General features: G+C 68.7%; 23 protein-coding genes. 9 read left to right on the top strand and 14 right to left on the bottom strand.

The features are described from left to right. Positions 1-6: 6 nt before the first annotated feature. The gene (gene soxR / locus ACFOMD_RS16390) at positions 7-483 is read right to left on the bottom strand and encodes a redox-sensitive transcriptional activator SoxR (RefSeq protein ID WP_380863316.1); all 477 of its coding nucleotides are present in this window, start codon (positions 481-483) and stop codon (positions 7-9) included. 100 nt (positions 484-583) lie between these two features. On the opposite strand from soxR, the gene ACFOMD_RS16385 reads away from it, so the two are divergent. Together ACFOMD_RS16385 and ACFOMD_RS16380 are read left to right on the top strand one after the other, a co-directional pair. Further along, a complete protein-coding gene (locus ACFOMD_RS16385; protein WP_380863314.1) occupies positions 584-979 on the top strand; it encodes a VOC family protein in 396 nt (131 codons plus the stop codon). Positions 980-996: 17 nt separating this feature from the next. Beyond that, positions 997-1,809 (top strand): isocitrate lyase/PEP mutase family protein, encoded by an 813-nt coding sequence (locus ACFOMD_RS16380; protein ID WP_380863313.1) that lies wholly within the window; start codon positions 997-999, stop codon positions 1,807-1,809. Here ACFOMD_RS16380 and ACFOMD_RS16375 read toward each other — a convergent pair. From ACFOMD_RS16375 to flgB, 13 genes are all read right to left on the bottom strand, one after another. Next, positions 1,806-2,651: a flagellar motor protein MotB gene (locus ACFOMD_RS16375; protein ID WP_380863311.1), complete on the bottom strand. Its 846-nt coding sequence runs from the start codon at positions 2,649-2,651 to the stop codon at positions 1,806-1,808. The two genes, ACFOMD_RS16380 and ACFOMD_RS16375, sit on opposite strands and share 4 nt — an antisense overlap. A gap of 3 nt (positions 2,652-2,654) precedes the next feature. After that, entirely contained in the window at positions 2,655-3,518 is an 864-nt protein-coding gene (gene motA / locus ACFOMD_RS16370) for a flagellar motor stator protein MotA (RefSeq protein WP_380863309.1), read from the bottom strand. 184 nt (positions 3,519-3,702) lie between these two features. Further along, positions 3,703-4,560 (bottom strand): flagellin N-terminal helical domain-containing protein, encoded by an 858-nt coding sequence (locus tag ACFOMD_RS16365; RefSeq protein WP_380863307.1) that lies wholly within the window; start codon positions 4,558-4,560, stop codon positions 3,703-3,705. An 11-nt stretch (positions 4,561-4,571) separates the two neighbouring features. After that, entirely contained in the window at positions 4,572-5,918 is a 1,347-nt protein-coding gene (gene flgK, locus ACFOMD_RS16360) for a flagellar hook-associated protein FlgK (RefSeq protein ID WP_380863305.1), read from the bottom strand. Beyond that, the gene (locus tag ACFOMD_RS16355; protein ID WP_380863303.1) at positions 5,915-6,202 is read right to left on the bottom strand and encodes a rod-binding protein; all 288 of its coding nucleotides are present in this window, start codon (positions 6,200-6,202) and stop codon (positions 5,915-5,917) included. The genes flgK and ACFOMD_RS16355 overlap by 4 nt, the downstream gene beginning before the upstream one ends. Continuing rightward, positions 6,199-7,299, bottom strand: a complete 1,101-nt coding sequence (locus ACFOMD_RS16350; protein WP_380863301.1) for a flagellar basal body P-ring protein FlgI — start codon at positions 7,297-7,299, stop codon at positions 6,199-6,201. The genes ACFOMD_RS16355 and ACFOMD_RS16350 overlap by 4 nt, the downstream gene beginning before the upstream one ends. 9 nt (positions 7,300-7,308) lie before the next feature. Further along, entirely contained in the window at positions 7,309-7,974 is a 666-nt protein-coding gene (locus tag ACFOMD_RS16345) for a flagellar basal body L-ring protein FlgH (protein WP_380863299.1), read from the bottom strand. Beyond that, positions 7,955-8,743, bottom strand: coding sequence for a flagellar basal-body rod protein FlgG (flgG, locus tag ACFOMD_RS16340; protein WP_380863297.1), 789 nt, complete (start codon positions 8,741-8,743; stop codon positions 7,955-7,957). Before flgG ends, ACFOMD_RS16345 begins: the two co-directional genes overlap by 20 nt. Before the next feature lie 17 nt (positions 8,744-8,760). Beyond that, a complete protein-coding gene (locus tag ACFOMD_RS16335; RefSeq protein WP_380863295.1) occupies positions 8,761-9,507 on the bottom strand; it encodes a flagellar basal body rod protein FlgF in 747 nt (248 codons plus the stop codon). Between the two features lie 2 nt (positions 9,508-9,509). Further along, a complete protein-coding gene (locus ACFOMD_RS16330) occupies positions 9,510-10,763 on the bottom strand; it encodes a flagellar hook protein FlgE (RefSeq protein ID WP_380863293.1) in 1,254 nt (417 codons plus the stop codon). Between the two features lie 18 nt (positions 10,764-10,781). Further along, complete coding sequence (locus tag ACFOMD_RS16325) at positions 10,782-11,447, bottom strand: flagellar hook assembly protein FlgD (protein WP_380863291.1); 666 nt, start codon at positions 11,445-11,447, stop codon at positions 10,782-10,784. Further along, positions 11,444-11,848 carry a flagellar basal body rod protein FlgC gene (flgC, locus tag ACFOMD_RS16320; RefSeq protein WP_380863289.1) on the bottom strand — a complete coding sequence of 135 codons (405 nt, stop codon included), beginning with the start codon at positions 11,846-11,848 and terminating at the stop codon, positions 11,444-11,446. Before flgC ends, ACFOMD_RS16325 begins: the two co-directional genes overlap by 4 nt. Positions 11,849-11,851: 3 nt before the next feature. Continuing rightward, positions 11,852-12,202, bottom strand: a complete 351-nt coding sequence (gene flgB / locus ACFOMD_RS16315) for a flagellar basal body rod protein FlgB (RefSeq protein ID WP_380863287.1) — start codon at positions 12,200-12,202, stop codon at positions 11,852-11,854. 225 nt (positions 12,203-12,427) lie between these two features. On the opposite strand from flgB, the gene ACFOMD_RS16310 reads away from it, so the two are divergent. From ACFOMD_RS16310 to ACFOMD_RS16280, 7 genes are all read left to right on the top strand, one after another. Next, a complete protein-coding gene (locus tag ACFOMD_RS16310; RefSeq protein WP_380863285.1) occupies positions 12,428-12,949 on the top strand; it encodes a flagella basal body P-ring formation protein FlgA in 522 nt (173 codons plus the stop codon). Between the two features lie 87 nt (positions 12,950-13,036). Beyond that, entirely contained in the window at positions 13,037-13,315 is a 279-nt protein-coding gene (gene flgM / locus ACFOMD_RS16305) for a flagellar biosynthesis anti-sigma factor FlgM (protein ID WP_380863283.1), read from the top strand. After that, on the top strand, positions 13,312-13,629 hold the full coding sequence (locus ACFOMD_RS16300) for a hypothetical protein (protein ID WP_380863281.1): 318 nt from the start codon (positions 13,312-13,314) through the stop codon (positions 13,627-13,629). Before flgM ends, ACFOMD_RS16300 begins: the two co-directional genes overlap by 4 nt. 77 nt (positions 13,630-13,706) lie before the next feature. Continuing rightward, positions 13,707-14,516 (top strand): transglycosylase SLT domain-containing protein, encoded by an 810-nt coding sequence (locus tag ACFOMD_RS16295; protein WP_380863279.1) that lies wholly within the window; start codon positions 13,707-13,709, stop codon positions 14,514-14,516. Next, complete coding sequence (flhA, locus tag ACFOMD_RS16290) at positions 14,516-16,621, top strand: flagellar biosynthesis protein FlhA (RefSeq protein ID WP_380863277.1); 2,106 nt, start codon at positions 14,516-14,518, stop codon at positions 16,619-16,621. The genes ACFOMD_RS16295 and flhA overlap by 1 nt, the downstream gene beginning before the upstream one ends. 66 nt (positions 16,622-16,687) lie before the next feature. Next, positions 16,688-17,392, top strand: coding sequence for a sigma-70 family RNA polymerase sigma factor (locus ACFOMD_RS16285; protein WP_380863476.1), 705 nt, complete (start codon positions 16,688-16,690; stop codon positions 17,390-17,392). A 203-nt stretch (positions 17,393-17,595) separates the two neighbouring features. Beyond that, positions 17,596-18,540, top strand: coding sequence for a hypothetical protein (locus ACFOMD_RS16280; RefSeq protein WP_380863275.1), 945 nt, complete (start codon positions 17,596-17,598; stop codon positions 18,538-18,540). Positions 18,541-18,545 lie beyond the last annotated feature (5 nt).

The raw sequence follows: 18,545 nt of genomic DNA, 5'->3' as shown, positions 1-18,545 counted from the left end.
ATCTCCTCAGCTTTCCGGTACCGGCCCGAAGTCGGCGGCGCGGTTGCCCATCAGGAAACGCGGGCCGGTGCCGCCGCGTGCCGCGCGGTCGCCCGGATTGTAGAGCGCGCAGTTGGTGAGCGACAGGCAGCCGCAGCCGATGCAGGTGCCGAGCAACTCGCGCGTCCGCTCCAGCATGGCGATGCGCGTGTCGATCGCGCCGCGCACCCGTGCGCTGATCTTCGCCCAGTCGGCCTGCGTCGGGGCACGACCGTGGGGCAGCGTCGCCAGCTCCGCCTCGATCTCGCCGAGCGTCAGCCCCAGCTGCTGTGCGATCAGCGCGAACGACAGCCGGCGGATATCCGATCGCAGGAAGCGCCGCTGGTTGCCGCCGGTGCGGATCGGACTGACCAGCCCGCGCGCCTCATAGAAGCGGATCGCCGAGACGGAGAGCCCGGTGCGGCGGGCGAGTTCGCCGATGGTCAGCAGGGCAGGGGCGGACATGGCGCAATCTCTCGATTCAAATCTTGACCTCAACTTAGCTTGAGGTCGTACGACTCGGCAACCACGGCGCTCCGGTGCCGCCAACCCGAGAGGAGAGACGATGAATTCCCCGCGTATCGAGCATGTGAACATCACCGTCCGCGACGGCGCCCGCGCCGCGAAGCTGATGCAGGACATTTTCGGCTGGCACGTCCGCTGGGAAGGGCCGGCGCGCGACGGCGGCCGGTCGATCCACGTCGGATCGGAAGAGGATTATGTCGCGCTCTACACGCCGCCCGGTACCGCCAACGACGATGATTTCCTCAAAGGCCGGCCGCTCAACCACATCGGCGTGCTGGTCGACGATCTCGACGCGGTCGAGGCGAAGGTCGCCGCCGCCGGACTGGAGCCGTTCAACCACGGCGACTATGATCCGGGCCGCCGCTTCTATTTCCTCGACCCCGACGGGATCGAGTATGAGATCGTCAGCTATCTGCCGCAGCGAAAGGCGGCCTGACAGGGAAGGACAAGGCGATGGGGCAGGCGGATCGCTACGAACGTTTCAAGGCGCTGCACGCCCGTCCCGGCGCCTTCATCATGCCCAACGTCTGGGATGGCGGCTCCGCCGTGCTGATGAAGCAGGCGGGGTTCGAGGCGCTGGCGTCGTCGTCGATCGCCATCGCCTTCGCGCTCGGCCGTCAGGACGGGTCGCACGCGGTGTCGCGTGAGGAGGCGGTGGCCAACGCCGCGCTGATCGGCGACCTCACCGATCTGCCGGTCAACGGCGACCTCGAAGACGGCTTCGGTTCATCCCCCGAGGATTGCGTGGCGACCGTCGAGGCCGCCATCGCCGGCGGTCTCGCCGGGCTGGGCATCGAGGATACCACCGCCAACCCCGCCGATCCGCTGCACGGTTTCGAGGCCGCGGTGGCGCGGGTGAAGGCAGCGGCCAAGGCTGCCAAGGGCCGCATCCTGCTGACCGGCCGCACCGACAATCTGCTGAAGGGCCCGCGCGATCTCGACGAGACGATCCGTCGGCTCGTCGCCTTCGCCGAGGCGGGCGCCGACGTGCTGTTCGCGCCCGGCCTGCCCGATCTCGACGCCATCCGCGCGGTCGTGAAGGCGGTATCGCCGAAGCCGGTCAACGTCGTCGTCGGCCCCGGCACCGGCCCGGTGCCGCTGGCGGCGCTGGCCGAAGCCGGCGTCCGCCGCGTCAGCCTCGGCGGCGGGCTGCAGCGCCGCGCCTATGACGGGCTGATCGAGGCCGCGACGGCGTTGAAGGCAGGCGACATTGCCGGCGCCCTGCCGAAGCTCGGCAGCGGCGATATCGCCTGCCTCCTCCCCTAAGCCTTGCTCCAGGCGAGCACGACCGACATGCGGCGGTTGCGCGGGTCGAGCACGTCCTTCTTGATGAACGGCTCGCGGTCGGCGACGCCCTCGATGCGCGCGAAGCGGTTCATGCCGAGCCCGGCGCTGACCAGCGCGGCGCGTGTCGCCTCGGCGCGGGCGGTGGACAAGGTCCAGTTGTTCATCGCCTGGCCCGGCGCATAGGGGCGCGCATCGGTGTGGCCGCGGACGATCACCTCGTTCGGCACGGCGGCGATGACCCGCGACACCTCATCGATCAGCTTCTTCGCCGCCGGGTTCAGTTGCGCGGTGGCGATGCCGAACATCGAGAAGTCGGCCTCGTCGACGAGATCGATGCGCAGGCCCTCGACCGTCTCGGAAAAGCGGACGTGCGTCGTCAGCTTCCGCAGCTCGGGCGACTGATTCATCTGGTCGGACAGCACTTTCTTCAGCTTGGCGAACTGCGCGCGGTCCTTCTGCTTCAGGTCGCTCTGCGGCCCGCCGATCGCCGGCAGTTCCATGCTGGAGACGCCGCCGGCCGAGGCGCGACCGTCCATGTTGGCCCGGCCGCCCATGATGCCGTCGGAACCCGCGCTGTCCTTCTTCAGCTCCATCAGCGACGGCGTGAAATATTCGGCGAGACCGCGGCGCTTCTGCTGGTCGGTGATCGACAGCAGCCACATCAGCATGAAGAAGGCCATCATCGCCGTCACGAAGTCGGCATAGGCGACCTTCCACGCGCCGCCGTGATGGCCGCCATGCGCGGCCTGGATGATCTTCTTGACGATGATCGGGCGCGGCGGCTCGTTGTGGCCGCGCTTGCCGGCTGCTGCGGAGGCCATGGCTTATCGGCCCCGCACGCCGTCGAACACTTCGGCGAAGCTCGGCTGCTTCAGGTGCGAGATACCCGAGCGCGCGGCTTCGATGACCAGCGGCAGCGGATGGCCGTGCAGCGACGCGATGATGATCTGCTTGGCCACCTGGTAGATCGCGCCGTCCTCCTCGATCACCTGCTTCGCGCGGTTGGCGAAGGGCGCGACGATGCCATAGGCGAGCAGCACGCCGAGGAAGGTGCCGACCAGCGCCGAGCCGATCATCGCGCCGAGGATCGCCGGCGGCTGGTCGATGGCGCCCATCGTCTTCACGACGCCGAGCACGGCGGCAACGATGCCGAGCGCGGGCAGGGCGTCGGCGAGCGTCTGCATCGCGTCGGCCGGCTGCATCGATTCGTGATGATGCGTCTTCAGGGCGTTATCCATGACGTCCTCGACCGCGTGCGCGTCGAGGTTGCCCGACGAGATGACGACGAGGCGCAAGGAGTCGCAGATCAGGTGGATCAGCGTCGGGTCCTTCAGCAGCTGCGGATATTCGGCGAAGATCGCGCTGCTCTTCGGGTCCTCGATGTGCGGCTCGACCGCGACGGGGCCGTCGGCGCGCATCATCTTCATCAGCCGCGAGACGAGGAAGATGAGGTCGAGGAAATCCTTCTTCTGGTAGGTCGGTCCCTTGAAGACCTTGCCGAACGCCGACCCCAGCGCCTTCAACTGCGGCATCGAGTTGCCGGCGATGGTCGCACCGACGGCCGCGCCGCCGATGATCATCATCTCGTGCGGCACAGCGTGAAGCACCGGCGTAATGTCGCCGCCCGTGATCATGAAGCCGCCGAAAACCATGATCAGCAGGACGGCGAGGCCGATGGCGGCAAACATAACAGAACTCCACTGGCCAGAGGCGAAAGGGACGAGAATCCCCCAGGTCGAGTTCAGTAACGGCGGCTGGCGGCCGAGCTTTAGATGAAAATTTATGATGGTTAAGCGAGCGTTAGCGCTTGCCGGGGGCGCGACGATAGCGGCCCGTTCCCAGGGCGGCAGAACGGCGGCGTTGGCGTGAAGTTTAGCGGATCAGGTCGAACAGCGAGGTCTTGCCGGTCTGCGCGAGCACCATCTGCGCGGCCTGCAGGCTGACCTGCTTGGCCTGCAGCTTGGCGATCGCCTCGGTCAAATCGACGCCCTCGATCTCGCCGCGCTGGTCTTCGAGCTCGATCGCCGAGGTTTCGAGCTGCTCGGTAAGCCGCTCGATGCGGTTGGCGCGCGCGCCGAGCTCGCCGCGGGCGCTGGTGATGTGATCGATGGCGATCGGCAGGTCGGTCAGCGCGGTGTCGGTGCCCGCCTTGCGCGCGGCGGGGTCGGGATCGACGATCGCCGCGGCAGCATTGTTGAGGATGGTGACGATGTCGGTCGGCCCGCCCGAGGCGGGCACCCCGCCGAACACTTCGGCGCGCGACGCGACGGGAACGATGGTGCCGCCGGCGATGACCGGGATTTCGAGCGGCGATCCGGTGCGGAACAGCTCACCGCCCAGTGCGTCGCGCGTGTCGGCGAGGCTGGCGATATCCTCGGCGATCGCCTTCAGCTCGGCGGCGATGGTCGCGCGGTTCTCGGCGGACAGCGTGCCCGAGGCGGCGGAGATCAGCAGCTCGTTGGCGCGGTCGAGGTTGTTCGCCACCGAGGTGAGCGCGGTGTCGGCGCGATCGGAAAGCGTGCGCGCGGTGCCGAGATTGCGCAGCCAGGTCGCTTCCTCGGCCTGCGTGCGCGCCAACTCGGAGACGAGCGCCGCGCCGGTCGGGTCGTCCGACGGCGCGAGGATGCGCTTGCCGGTCGAGATCTCGACCTGCGTGCGGGCGATTTCGTTGCCGAGCTTCACCTGGCGGTTGATCTCGGCGGTGAGGCGATAGCGGGTGGCGCTGATCATGGCGCGGGCCTTCAGAACAGGTCGAGGATGGACTGGAGCGTTTCGCGCGCCACCTGGATGATGCGCGTGCTGGCGCCGTACGCCTGCTGGAAGCGCAGCAGTTCGGCAGCCTCGCGGTCGAGGTCGATGCCCGAGGTCTCGTCGCGGGCGGCGAAGGCCTGGTCGCGCTTGGTCGCGGCGGCGGCAGATTCCGACTTCGCCGACGCCGTCGCCTGCGACGAGCCGGCGACCAGCGCCGCCCATTTCGCCTCGACGCCGTCGGTGCCGCGCAGCGAGTTGATGTCGAGAAGATTGCCATTGTCGCTGGTCGATGACGCGGCGGCGACCGCCGACGGGTCGGTCATCACCACCTGCAGCGAGATCGCGCCCGCGGTGATCGCCAGCATCGGCCCGCCCGGATTGCCCGCGAGATCGCGGCCGGCGGCGGACCATGTGTTGATGTCGGCGACCAGCTTCGTCGCCAGCGCATCGAGCTCGCCGCGCTTGGCGGCGGTCGAGCTGGACACGTCGACGAGGCCGGCGAGCTTGCCGCCGCTCACCGGCAGCGGATCGAGATTGTCGCCGCGCGCGATCGACAGCGACAGCCGCCCGTCGGCCGCGGCGTTGACGACGACAAGGCCACGCCCCGCCGGGTCGAGCAGGGTGACGTTCGACGCGCCGGCCAGCTTCAGCGTGGCGGTGCCGTCGCTGCCCAGCTCGACCTTCACGTCGACCTGCTGCGCGATGCGGTCGATGATGCGGTCGCGCTCGTCCTGCGCGGAGGCGTAGCTGCTGCTGCCCGGGCGGCCCTGCAGCAGCGCGACGTTCATCCGCGACAGCGCCTCGAGGTCGCCATTCAGCACATCGACCTCGCGCGTTGCCGAAGCCTGGATGCCCGCCGCGGCCGACTTCAGCCCTTCGGCCGTAGTGCGGATCGTCGTCGCTGCGTCATTCAGCGACGACAGCATCGCGGCACGGCCGAGCGTGTCCTTGGGATTGGCGGCGAGCGCGGTGGCGCTGTTGAAGAAGGCGCCGACCCGGCTGCCGACGCTCAGCTCGCCAAAGCCAAGCTTGCTCTCGACCTGGCCGAGCCAATAAGCGCGGGTGCTGGCGCGGCCGTCGGCCGACGCCGACAGGCGCGATTCCGCCGCCTGAAAATCGTCCCACGCGCGGTCGACCGAAGTCGCCTTGACGCCGGTGAAGCGCAGCCCGGCCGGCTGGCCGATCGCCTCGTCGCCGATGATGCCGGCTTCGGTCAGGCGAACCGACCGGCGCGAGTAGCCCTCCACCTCGGCATTGGCGACGTTGTCGCCGACCGCGGCGAGCGCGGTGCGATAGGCGGAAACGCCGCTCAGGCCGATGGAGAGAAGGTCGCTCATTTTCCGACCTGCTTATCGAACTGCTTTATTAACATTTCGGCAACGCCGAGCCCGCCCTTGTTCGCCATCTCGTCGGCGAACTGCGCGTCCTGCATTTCGCGGAACTGGTCGGTGGACGGGCTGCCGAAGATGTCGTCGGCGAGCTTCGCCTGCCGCATCGACCCGATCATCTGGCGCACGAACACCGCCTCGAACGCCTTGGCGGCCTCGACCAGCTTGGCGCGCTGCTTGTCCTCGGGCTTGCCAGGCGTCGCGCCGGCGACAGGAGCGAGCTTGCCGATCACAGGACGACGAGCTCCGCCTTCATCGCGCCCGCCTGCTTCAGCGCCTCCAGGATGGCGACGAGGTCGGACGGGGTGGCGCCGATGGCGTTCACCGCCTTGACGATCTCGCCGAGCGAGGCGCCGGGAGCAAAGGCGAACATCGGCCGCGCCTCTTCCTGCACGTCGATCGAGCTGCGCTGCTCCATCGCGGTCTGGCCGCGCGAAAAGGGCTCCGGCTGAACGACTTGCGGGCGTTCGGTGACGGAGACGGTGAGCTTGCCGTGGCTGACCGCGGCGGGTGCGATGCGGACCTGTCCGTTGATGACGACGGTGCCGGTGCGCGCGTTGACGATGACGCGGGCAGGTGCCGCCGCCGGTTCGACGCTCAAATTCTCGATAATGCTCATCAGCGCGGTTCGCGTCTCGGCGCCGGGGGCGGCCTGGATGCGGATCGACACGGCGTCGATCGCCTGCGCGGTGCCGCCGCCCATGGCGCTGTCGATCGCCTGCGCGACGCGGCGCGCGGTGGTGAGGTCGGCGTCGGCGAGGTTGAACATCAGGTGCGGCGTGGTGGCGAAGCCGGCTTCGACCTCACGCTCGACCGAGGCGCCGCCCGGGATGCGGCCGGCGGACGGGATGTTGACCGAAACGTTGGAGCCGTCCGCCGCCTCGATGCCAAGGCCGCCGACCGCGAGGTTGCCCTGCGCCATCGCATAGATCTGCCCGTCGGCGCCGCGCAGCGGGCTCATGATGAGGGTGCCGCCGCGCAGCGACTTCGCCTTGCCCATCGCCGAGACGGTGACGTCGAGGCGCTGGCCGGGCTTGGCGAAGGGCGGCAGCTCGGCGGTGATCATCACCGCGGCGGCGTTCTTCACCGCGGGGTTCACCCCCGGCGGCAGGGTCAGCCCGAAGCGCGAGGTGACGCCCTTCAACCCCTGCGTCGCATAGTCGAGGCTGTCGTCGCCGGTGCCGGCCAGGCCGACGACGATGCCGTAGCCGGTCAGCTGGTTGGCGCGCAGCCCCTGGAAGGCGCCGATGTCCTTGATGCGCTCCGCCTGCGCCGGCGCCGTGACGGCGATGGCGGCGAGGAGGATCAGCAGCTGGCGAACGAAGCGCATGGAGTATCCTTAAAAGGGACTGAGCGCGGTGAAGAAGCGCTGGAGCCAGCCCTGGCGGCTGGCCACGGCGATCTCGCCGCTGCCCGAATAGGTGATGCGCGCGTCGGCGACGCGGCTGGAGGCGACGCGGTTGTCGGTGGTCACATCCTGCGGGCGGACGAGCCCGGAGATGCGGATGAACTCGTCGCCGCGGTTGAGCGTGACCAGCTTCTCGCCGCGCACCAGCATCGTGCCGTTCGGATAGACTTCGGCGACGGTGACGGTGATCTCGCCCGACAGTGTGTTCGACTGTTCGGCCGAGCCCTTGCCGTTGAAGCCGAGGTTGCCGCTGGCGCTGACGTCGCTCGGGTTGAAGAAGTCGAGCGGGCCGGTCGACGGCCCGGTGAGGCCGATGCTGCCCGACCGGCTGGTACCGGCGCTGTTCGACTTCGACGCCTGCGTGCGCTCGATCAGCGCGATGGTCAGCACATCGCCGACCATCGAGGCGCGGGTGCCGCTGGTGAGCGGCGCATAGCCGTTCTCGCCGCGGAAGATCGCACCGGTCGCGACCTGCTGCACCGGCGCCGGTGCCGACAGCGTCGGGCGGTATTCCGCCGACGGCCGCGGGCCCGCACCGCAGGCGGCGAGCAGCAGGATCGGCAGGAACGCCAGTGACTTAGAGGTTCTGGTTGGCATTGCGCAGCATCTCGTCGGTGGCGGTGATCATCTTCGAGCTGACCTCGTAGGCACGCTGCGTCTCGATCATGTCGACCAGTTCCTGGACAACGTTGACGTTCGACGCTTCGAGCGCGCCCTGCTGGATCGAGCCGCGGCCATCGAGGCCGGCGACGCCGGTCTGCGCGGCGCCCGACGCGGCGGTCTCGACGAGCAAATTGCTGCCCACCGCCTCGAGCCCCGCCGGATTGACGAAGCGCGCGATCTCGAGCTGGCCGAGCGTGTTCGATTCGGTCTCGCCCGGCATCTTCGCCGAGACGGTGCCGTCCTTGCCGATCGTGATCGATTCAGTGCCCTCGGGCACCTGGATCTGCGGCTGCACCGCATAGCCCTCGTTGGTGACGAGCAGGCCTTCCGCCGACAGGTTGAAGTTGCCGGCGCGGGTGTAGCCGGTACGGCCGTCGGGCATCTGGATCTGGAAGAAGCCGTCGCCCTCGATCGCCACGTCGAGCGGGTTGTCGGTGGTCGACAGCGCGCCCTGCGTGTTGAGGCGGGCGGTGCCCGTCATCTGCACGCCCGAGCCGAGCGAATTGCCCGTCGCATATTTCGCATCGGCCGACGACGGCGCGCCGGCGGCGGTCATCGTCTGGTAGGCGAGCGTCTCGAACTGGGCGCGGTCGCGCTTGAAGCCCGTGGTGTTCACGTTCGCCAGATTGTTGGCGATCACGCGCATGCGCGCCGCCTGGGCATCGAGGCCCGTGCGCGCAACGTGGAGAGCAGCGGTGGTCATGGCTTACCCCTTCAAAATCAATCGAGGCGCATCAGGTCGACGGCGGAGACATCGATCTCCTGCGCCGAGCTGATGAGCTTCACTTGCTGGTCCCAGGCGCGGCTCGCCTCGATCATGTCGACCAGCGCCTTGGTGACGTCGACGTTCGAGCCTTCGAGGCTCTTCGGCTGCAGCTTGGCGGTCGGGTCGCCCGGCAGGACGGTGCCGAACTCGCCCTCGACGCGGAACAGGCCGTCGAGCGACTTCTTCACCTTGAAGCCGTCGGCCGACGCGAGCTTCAGCCGGTCGATTTCCTGCGGCACGTTCGGGTCGCCGCCGACCGGCACGATCCAGATCTTGCCGTCGGGGTCGATCTTCACCGAGTCCGCCGGGGGCAGGGTGATCGGCCCCTGATTGCCGATGACGGGATGGCCGTCGCCGGTGGTCAGGAGGCCGGTGTCGGCGCGCAGCAGGTCGCCGCGCCGGGTATAGGCCTCGTCGCCTTCCGGGCCCTGCACCGCGATCAGCTGATTGCCGACGACCGCGATGTCGAGGTCGCGGCCGGTCTCGGCGATGGTGCCCGCCTTCATGTCGGCCGCCACCACTTCCTCCGCCGCCGGTGCGCGCGATTCCAGCCCGCCGCCCTGCACCCACAGCGACCGCACGGAGGACATCTCCGCACGGAAGCCGGTGGTGCTGGCGTTGGCCAGATTGTGGGCGATGGCAGCCTGGCGCTGCATCGCCCCGCGCAGCGCGGAGAGGGAGGTGTAGGCGACCTTATCCACGTTTAGCTCCGCATGTTGATGATCGCCTGGGTCATCGTCGTGCCGGTCTCGATGGCCTTGGCGTTCGCCTGGAAGTTGCGCTGCGCCGAGATCAGCGCGACGAGCTCTTCGGTGATGTCGACGTTGGCGCGCTCCAGCGCGCCCGACTGGACGCGGCCGATGCCGTCCTGGCCCGCCTCACCGACAGTCGGCTGGCCGCTGTCGCCGGTGATCGACCAGCTGGCGTCGCCGCGCTGCTTCAGGCCGGCGGGGTTCTGGAAGTTCGCCATCGCCAGCTTGGCGATCGCCTGCGTCTCGCCGTTGGAGAAGGTGGCGCTGACGAGACCGTTCTCGTCGATGCTGACATCGCTCAGCGTACCCGCCGAGGCGCCGTTCTGCTCGGCGACGCGCAGGGTGAACGGACCCGAGGCCTGGTTGGTGGTGCCAAGGCTCAGCGACATGGTGAGCGGCCCGGCGGCGCCCGACGGATAGACCGCGCCGAAGGCGACGGCGCTGGTCGGCGCGGTGCGATTGCCGCCGGCGTCGAAGGTCATGGTGACCGGCGACGGCGTGGCCTCCTCGGCGCCCACGAACAGGCGGGCCTGCCAGGTGCTGGTCGGGGTCTCGGCGGTGCGGGTGTAGTAGACCGTCGCCGGGAAGCTGTTGCCGGCGCTGTCGTACACCACCGTCTGCGTCGAGTGGTTGTAGCTGTTCGGGTCGAGGCGATCGAACGCATAGGGGTTTGACGCCGAATACATGGCGCGGCTCGCTGGCAGGTCGGCGTTGGCCGGCAGCGTCACCTGCAGGTCGATCGAGGTGGTGGCGCGCGGCACGCCCGAGCGCTGCGGGATCGAGATGTTGGTGGCGGCGGCAAGGCCGGTCGCGGTCACGTTGCCATCCGGGTCGACGGGCAGGCCCTGAACGAAGCCGCCGCTCGAATCGACGAGATAGCCGCCGTCGATCGTCAGCTTGCCGTTGCGGGTGAACATGGTGTTGCCGCCGGCGATCGCGTCGCGGGTAACGAAGAAGCCGTTGCCGGCGATGGCGACGTCGAGATCGCGCGAGGTGGTCTCATAGCCGCCCTGCGTGAACTGCTGCTCGATCGCCTTCAGCCGCGTGCCGTTGCCCGGCGAGGTGCGCGACGGCGAGATGATGTCGCCGAACTCGGTGCGGCTCTTCTTGAAGCCGTACGACCCGACGTTCGCGATGTTGTTCGAAACGGTCGCCAGCTCGGTCTGGGCGCCCTTGAGGCCGGAAAGCGAGGTGTAGAAGGACATGGTGGTTCCTCTCTGAAATCAGGCGAGACGCAGCGCGTCGGCGGGGTCGAGCGAGCCGACGCTGGTCAGAAGCTTGGTGGAGCCGCCGTTGGCGGGAGACTGGATGCCGGTGACCGTTGCCCAGGTGGCGGTCGGAGTCGGCAGCTGGTCGGCGCCCTTGCGGGCAGTGACGACGAGCTTGACCGGGCCGGGGACGGCGTCGCCCTCGGCGTTCTTGCCGTTCCAGTTGAACTGGATGGTGCCGGCCTTGGTCGCGCCACGCGTTTCCTCGTGGAGGATGGCCCCCTGCGCGTTCACATAGGCGATCGATACGGTGTCGGCGTCCTCTGGGATCACCGCCTCGCCGGCGAAGCTGCCGTCCTTCAGCGGCATCGCCACGTCGCTTTCGGCGAGCACCGAGCGGCCGATCCAGCTCGCGGCGTCGGAAATGCGACCGCCGCCCATCCCTTCGACAAGGCTCTTCAGGCTGGCGTTCATCTCGGCGATGCCGGCGACCTGCGAGAATTGCGCCATCTGGGCGACCATCTGCGTGTTGTCGACCGGGTTGAACGGGTCCTGCGTGGTCAGCTGCGCCGTCATCAGGCGCAGGAAATCCTTCTGGTCCATCGACCCCGCGCCCTTCGACGCGGTGCCCGCGGTCGCGGCGGCGGCGTTCGCCGCGGCGTTGGCGTTGACGGTCGTCACTGGCCGAGCCTCAGCGTGTCGAGCGTCAGCGTCTTCGCCGTCTGCAGGACCTGAACGTTGTTCTGATACTGGCGCGCGGTCTCGACCATCTCGATCAGCTCGGCCGAGCTGTCGACGGCGGCGTCCCACACGAAGCCGTCCTTGTCGGCAAGCGGGTGGCCCTCGGCGTGGCGCTTGGTCGGCTCGATTTCGGCCTGGACGACGCGCTTCACCTGCACGGTGGCGACGCCGTCGCGCTCGGTCACCGTCTCGAACACCGGCTTCAGCGCGCGGAAGGCGCTTTCCTTGGTGCCCGAGACCGCGCCGGCGTTGGCGAGGTTCGACGCGGTGGTGTTGAGGCGCACGAGCTGCGCGGACATCGCGCGGCCGGCGATATCGAAGACGTTCATCGGACCCGACATCGCTTACTCTCCCTTCAGCGAGCGCTTGAGGGTGCCGATGCGGCCTTCGAGGAAGGACAGCGTCGTCCGGTACTGGACGGCGTTCTCGGCAAACAGCGTCTGCTCGGTCGACAGTTCGACGGTATTGCCGTCGAGCGAGGGCGAGATCGGAATGCGGTACGACACCGCTTCTTCCGCCGCGTCCTCGGCGCTGCCGCCGCGCGACACGCTCGCCAGCGCGGTCTCGAAGTCGAGGTCACGCGCCTTGTAGTTGGGCGTGGCCGCGTTCGCGATGTTGGACGCGAGCATGGAGAGGCGCTGCGAGCGGAGCGACAGCGCCGCTCCATGCACCCCGAACAAGCCTTCGTTCGCCATCTTGAAAATTCCTCCTAAATCCGCGGCCCGATCTGTCGTTATTCCGACGGACGGACCCGATCGGTCAGGTGTCCAGCAAGTCGCGTGCCAGTTGCGTGGTCATCGGCGTGCGAGCTGGCGGCGCCATGCCCTTTCTCTCGGGGCGCGACGTTCCGCCGAGTGTCGGTTTTCCGGTTGGCACGGCTGTTGCCTCTTTGCGTGTAATCTTCGTGGGAGCACGCTGCAGTGACGCTTTTCCGACACCTCATTCTGCCGGCCCTGTTGATCGCGACGCCGTTGGCGGCCGCGCCGACCGCCGGTTTCGAAGATCTCGACAAGCTGGAAGCGCGCGTCATCGCCGCCGTCGGCGCCGGCATCGGCGAGCCCGGCGGCCCGCAGCGGCCGATCGACCGCCGCCTGCGCCTCGCGAGCTGCCCGAACGCCCCGATGATCGCGATGTCGTTCACCGGCGCCGCCACGCTCGAATGCGAAGCCATCGGCTGGCGCATCCATGTGCCGCTCGCCCGCACCATGATCGCGTCGCCCGCAGCCGCGGCCGCGCGCGTGAAGGAGGAGCCGGTGATCAAGAAGGGCGACCAGGTCGAGGTCGTCGCCGTCGGCACCACCTTCACCGTCAGCACGGTGGCGGTGGCGCAGCAGGACGGCGCGCCGGGCGACCGCATCCGCCTGAAGGGCGACGGGAAGGCGACGCCTTTCTTCGCGCAGGTGGACTCGCCGGGCCGCGTCGTCGTCTCGCGTTTCAACTAAAAATTAAAGGATGCGCGGCCGCGCCGTTATAGTGGCAGGTACGCGCTCCACCGGGGCGCTCTCCTCCGGGTTCGGAAGGGTAAGCAGATGATCAAGTCGGTTGGTGACAAGCAGTTCGGAAGGGTCGACGCGCCGCGCGTCAGCCTCGACCGTACGGCGGCGACGGCGAAGGCCGCGCCCGTCGGCGGTCAGCCGAGCCAGGTCGGCGCGCCGGTCAGCCCGGCGGCGGACATGGCGGCGCAAGGAGCGCCCGTCGACAACGCCAAGGTGGCGGCCATCAAAGCGGCGATCGCGGAAGGCCGCTATCCGGTCGATCCCGACAAGATCGCCGACGCGATGGTCAAGTTCGGTCAGGCCAGCGAATGATCCCGGCTTCGCTGCAGCGGCTTGAAGATTGCCACCACGCGCTGATCGATGCGCTGGATGCGCAGGATATCGACGGGCTGGAAGAAGCGATCGAGGCATTCCGCATGGCGCTCGACGACGTGCGCGCCAAGGGCGCCTGGCACGGGCAGGCGGGCGTGCTGGACAGCGTCGCGCGCATCCACGCGCTGTCGGAAGCGGCGCGCATCCGAGTCAATTTTCTGACGGACCTCAATCAGCAGCGCATCGACGCGCTGGCCGCGGCGCGGGGCCGCGAGAATGTTGTCGTCTATGGCCGGACCGGCCGGGCGGCGTAGCCCGGCCGGGCGTTAACGCCGCTTAAGGCGATTGGCACGCCCCTTGCGATTGCTCCTCTGAAGGCCAGAGGAGTGTCATGATACCGACGGAGTTCAGGGAAGGCGTCAGCAGTTCGCGCGACCGTATCGGGTCCGCGATCCGCAATGCCGCGGCCCGGACGAACGTCGACTTCTCCTACCTGTTCAACCAGGCGAAGGTCGAAAGCGGCCTCAACCCCGAGGCGAAGGCGCGCACGTCGAGCGCCAGCGGCCTCTTCCAGTTCATCGACCAGACCTGGCTCGGCACCGTCAAGAAGCACGGCGCCGCGCACGGGCTTGAGTGGGCGGCCAACGCCATCCGCAGCAACGGCGGCCGCCATAGCGTCGCCGACCCGGAGCTGCGCCAGGCCATCCTCGACCTGCGCGAAGACCCGAACGCCGCCAGTTCGATGGCGGCCGAGTTCGCGCGCGACAATCAGGACAGCCTTGAATCGAGCCTCGGCCGCCCGGTTGAATCGGTCGACCTCTATCTCGCGCATTTCCTCGGCGCCGGCGGCGCCAGTGATTTCCTGCGCGCGCATGACGCGAACCCCGATGCCTCGGCGGCCGCGCTGATGCCGGCGGCGGCGCGCGCCAATCGCAACGTTTTCTACGATCGCGACGGCGCACCGAAGAGCTTCGCCGAAATCCGCGACCGCTTCGCCGCCAAGATCGGCGGCTCGGCGCCGCTGCCATCGATCGCGCCGCGCCTCGACGGCTTCAGCGGCGGACAGATGCAGCTCGCGACCAATGAATTCCTGCCGATCCGGCCGGCGGCAACGGCGGCGGCGAGCGCCATGCCGGCCAACGCGCTGACCCCGCAATATGCGAAGCTCGCATACCTGATGCTCGCGGAGATGGGAGCCTGATGCTCAACAAGATCAACCTCCGCGTGTGGGCCAGCGCTAGCAAGGGCGCGGTGCTCCCCGTCGCCACGCTGATGCTCGTGATGCTGATGGTGGTGCCGATCCCGGCGGCGCTGCTCGACGTCGGCTTCACGCTCAACATCATGATCAGCCTTGCGGTGTTGATGGTGGCCTTGAACGCCGCCAAGCCGCTCGACTTCTCGTCCTTTCCGACCGTGCTACTGTTCGCGACCTTGCTGCGCCTCGCCCTGAACGTCGCCTCGACGCGCGTCGTCTTGGTCAGCGGCCATGAAGGCACCGCGGCGGCCGGCCACGTCATCGAGGCGTTCGGCCACTTCCTGATCGGCGGCGACTATGCCGTCGGTATCTTCGTCTTCCTCATCCTGATGATCATCAACCTCGTGGTCGTCACCAAGGGCGCGGGCCGCGTCGCCGAAGTGTCGGCGCGCTTCACCCTCGACGCCATGCCCGGCAAGCAGATGGCGATCGACGCCGATTTGAACGCCGGTCTGCTGACGCCCGACGAGGCGAAGCACCGCCGCCAGGAAGTCGCGACCGAGGCCGATTTCTACGGTTCGATGGACGGCGCCTCGAAGTTCGTGAAGGGCGACGCCGTCGCGGGCGTGCTCATCCTCATCATCAACATCGTCGGTGGCCTCGTGCTCGGCACGATGAGCCATGGCCTGTCGCTGTCGGAAGCCGCCGAGACCTATATCCTGCTGGCCATCGGCGACGCGCTCGTCGCCTCGGTGCCGGCGCTGCTGCTGTCGATCGCCGCTGCCTCCATCGTCACGCGCGTGTCGTCGCCGATGGACCTGTCGACGCAGATCTCCAGCCAGTTCGGCTCCAGCCGCGCCTGGATCCCGGTCGCCGCCATCCTGACCCTGCTCGGCCTGCTGCCCGGCATGCCGCATTTGATCGTGCTGCCCGCCGCCGCGCTCGCCGGCTATGTCGCGTGGAAGCTGCGGAAGGCGGAGACCGCGAAGCCCGTCGTCAGCGAGGTCGATCTCGCCCCCGCGCCGTCGCCCAACGCCATCGGCTGGGACGAGGTCAGCGACAATGCGATCATCGGCCTCGAGCTCGGCTACGGCCTCATCTCCCTCGTCGACGAGCGCAAGGGCGCGCCGCTGATGGCGCGCATCACCGGCATCCGCCGCCAGCTGTCGAAGGAGCTGGGCTTCGTGGTGCCGCTGGTCCGCGTCCGCGACGAACTCGGCCTCGGGCCGAACAGCTACCGCATCACCGTCGCCGGCGTCGTCGCCGGCGAGGACGAGATCTGGCCGGAGGATCTGCTGGCGCTTGACGCCGGCGGTGCGCTCGAAAAGGTCGAGGGACGCGAGGTGCGCGACCCGACCTTCGGCCTCGACGCCGTGTGGATTTCGCCGTCGAAGCGCGCCGACGCCGTCGTCGCCGGCTATACCGTCGTCGATCCGTCGACGGTGGTGGCGACGCACCTCAACCACATCATCGCGACGACCGCCGCCGACCTGTTCGGCCTCGACGAGGCGCAGAAGCTGCTCGACGCGCTGAAGGAAATCTCGCCGCAGCTCGTCCAGGGCCTGACGCCCAATCCGCTGCCGCTCGCCTCGATCGCCGCGCTCTGCCGTGCGCTGCTCGCCGAAGGCGTGCCGCTGAAGGATTTCCGTCGCATCGCCGAGGCGATGGTCGACGCGGCGGCGGAGGACGCCGATCCGATCCGCCTGCTCGAAGGCGTGCGCCACCGCATCGGCGCGCTCATCGTCCAGACGGTGGTGCCGATCCGCATGCCGCTGCCGGTGCTGACGCTCGACGCCGGCCTCGAAAGCCTGATCCATCAGGCGATCCGGGCGGGGCAGGGCGCGGCGCACCCGATCGAGCCGGCGCTCGGCCAGCGAATCGTTCAGGCGGTCGGCGAGGCGGCGGGGCCGCTGCTGTCGCAGGCGCAGCGCTTCGCCATCGTCACCTCGCCGGTGGCGCGCCGCGCACTTGCACGGCTCTTGGCGCCGCACCTGCGCGACGTGCCGGTGCTCTCCTTCCTCGAAATCCCCGACGGCAAGCCCGTCGAGGTGGTGGCGGTGATCGGCGGCGGCGGTGCTCCGCAGCTCTCGCACCAGGAGTTGGCGGCATGACCGATCGCAACGCCTATTCTCTCATGGAGGCCGTGAATGGCGCTCAGTGATCCCATCGACGCCCCGATGACCTATCATCGGCGGCCGGCGATGCGCCCGAACCCCGAGGTGCTGGCCCGGCAGCATATGCCGCTGGTCCGCAAGATCGCCTGGCATGTCCACGGCAGCGTCGCCTCGGCGATCGAGGTCGAGGATCTCATCCAGATCGGCATGGTTGCGCTGGTCGAGGCCGCCAACTCCTATCAGGACCAGGGCCACGCCTTCGCCACCTACGCCACCATCCGCATCCGCGGCGCGATGATCGATCATCTGCGCCGGCAGGCCACCATCTGCCGCTCGGCGATGGTCCGCCGCCGCGAGCTGGCCGCCGTCCGCGCGCGCCTCGAAAACCGCCTCGGCCGCGCGCCGGGCGAAGCCGAGATGGCCGCCGAGATGCAGCTGGCGCCCGCCGCGTATCGCGAACTGGTCGATAGCAGCCAGGCGGCGCAGCATAATTCGATCGACGATCTCTATTCGGACCAGTCGATGTGGTTCGCCGACGAGGAGGAACTCGCCGACGCCACGCTCGAGAAGAACGCGATGAAGGTCGCGCTCGCCCGCTGCATCGGCGAACTGCCCGAGCGCGAGGCGATGGTGCTGCAGCTCTATTTCGTCGAGGAGATGAACCTCGAGGAAATCGGCCAGGTCCTCGACGTCGGCGCCGCCCGCGTCTGCCAGCTGAAGAAAGCCGCCACCGACCGCCTGCGCGAAAAGCTCGCCGGCTGGCGTTGATCGGCGCCGCTCCGCGCTCGCCTAAAGGAGAGTCCGTCATCCTGACTTTCGTCAGGATGACGGGTGGGGGGAGGGGGACCGCTCTCGTCGATCGCCAATGCCATTCGTCGAACGGCTGACCCGTTCGTCGTCGCCCGCTTCGAGGCAAAGCGGCGCTGATCTAGCCATCGCAGCGATCCGTCGATCGCATTGCGGGGGCTTCCATGACCATCACCATCCTGCGCCGCGCGGCACTCGCCGCGACGCTTCCCTTCCTGCTGGCCGCAGCACCTCCATCGCCGCCACCGGCGCCGGTCGCCCCCGAGGCGTTCGGCGATGAGTTCGACGGCAAGGCGCTTAGCGCCGACTGGCAAATCTTCCACGACCGCTACGGCTGGCCCAACAAGCTGAAGGCGCTCGATGTCGGCACCTCGACCGCCGGCGCGCTCCACCTGGAGCCCTACCACGGCGCCTGGGTGCGCGACCTCAACGCGCCCTTCCTGTTCAAGACCGTCGAGGGCGACTTCGACATCCGCGCGCGCGTCCGCATGCGCGGCAAGGACGGGCCGATCGCCGGCGGCACCTGGTCGCTCGGCGGGCTGATGGCGCGGCTGCCCAACGGCATGACCGAAAAGAATTGGGAGCCACGGCGCGAGAACTGGCACTTCATCACCGCCGGCGTCGGCCATGAGGCCGGCAAGCCGATGATCGAGACCAAGGGCACCTACAACAGCTATTCGTCGCTGAAGTTGCGGCCGTTCCCCGGCGGCTGGGTCGAGCTGCGGCTGGTGCGCGTCGGCACCGCGCTGTTCGCGCTCGCCCGGCCCGACGGCGGCGGCCCCTGGCAGCTGCGCGACCGCTTCTACCGCATGGAGATGAACCCGTTCATGCAGGTCGGCCTTATCGCCTACACCACCAGCCCCGACGTGCCGCCTGCGCCCGAGGATGCGGCGAAAGAGAACCGCACGCTCGATACGACCGCCAAGGTCGATGCGCTGTTCGAGGTCGACTGGGTGAGGGGGCAGCGTCCGCCCTCGGTCGGGCTCGACTATTGGAAGGCGCCGCGCAGCGATGGCGCGCGGCAATGGTACGCGCAGGTCAACGGCGAGAATCCGCTCACCGATCCGAACCTGCCCGCGGCCGAAGTCATTCGCCGCCTCGGTATCTAAGCAAA

It is taken from the genome of Sphingoaurantiacus capsulatus (genome assembly GCF_042648405.1).
In the GTDB taxonomy this organism is placed as follows: domain Bacteria; phylum Pseudomonadota; class Alphaproteobacteria; order Sphingomonadales; family Sphingomonadaceae; genus Sphingoaurantiacus; species Sphingoaurantiacus capsulatus.
Note: the sequence above shows the minus strand (reverse complement) of the source record. Positions and strands in the feature narration are given on the sequence as shown.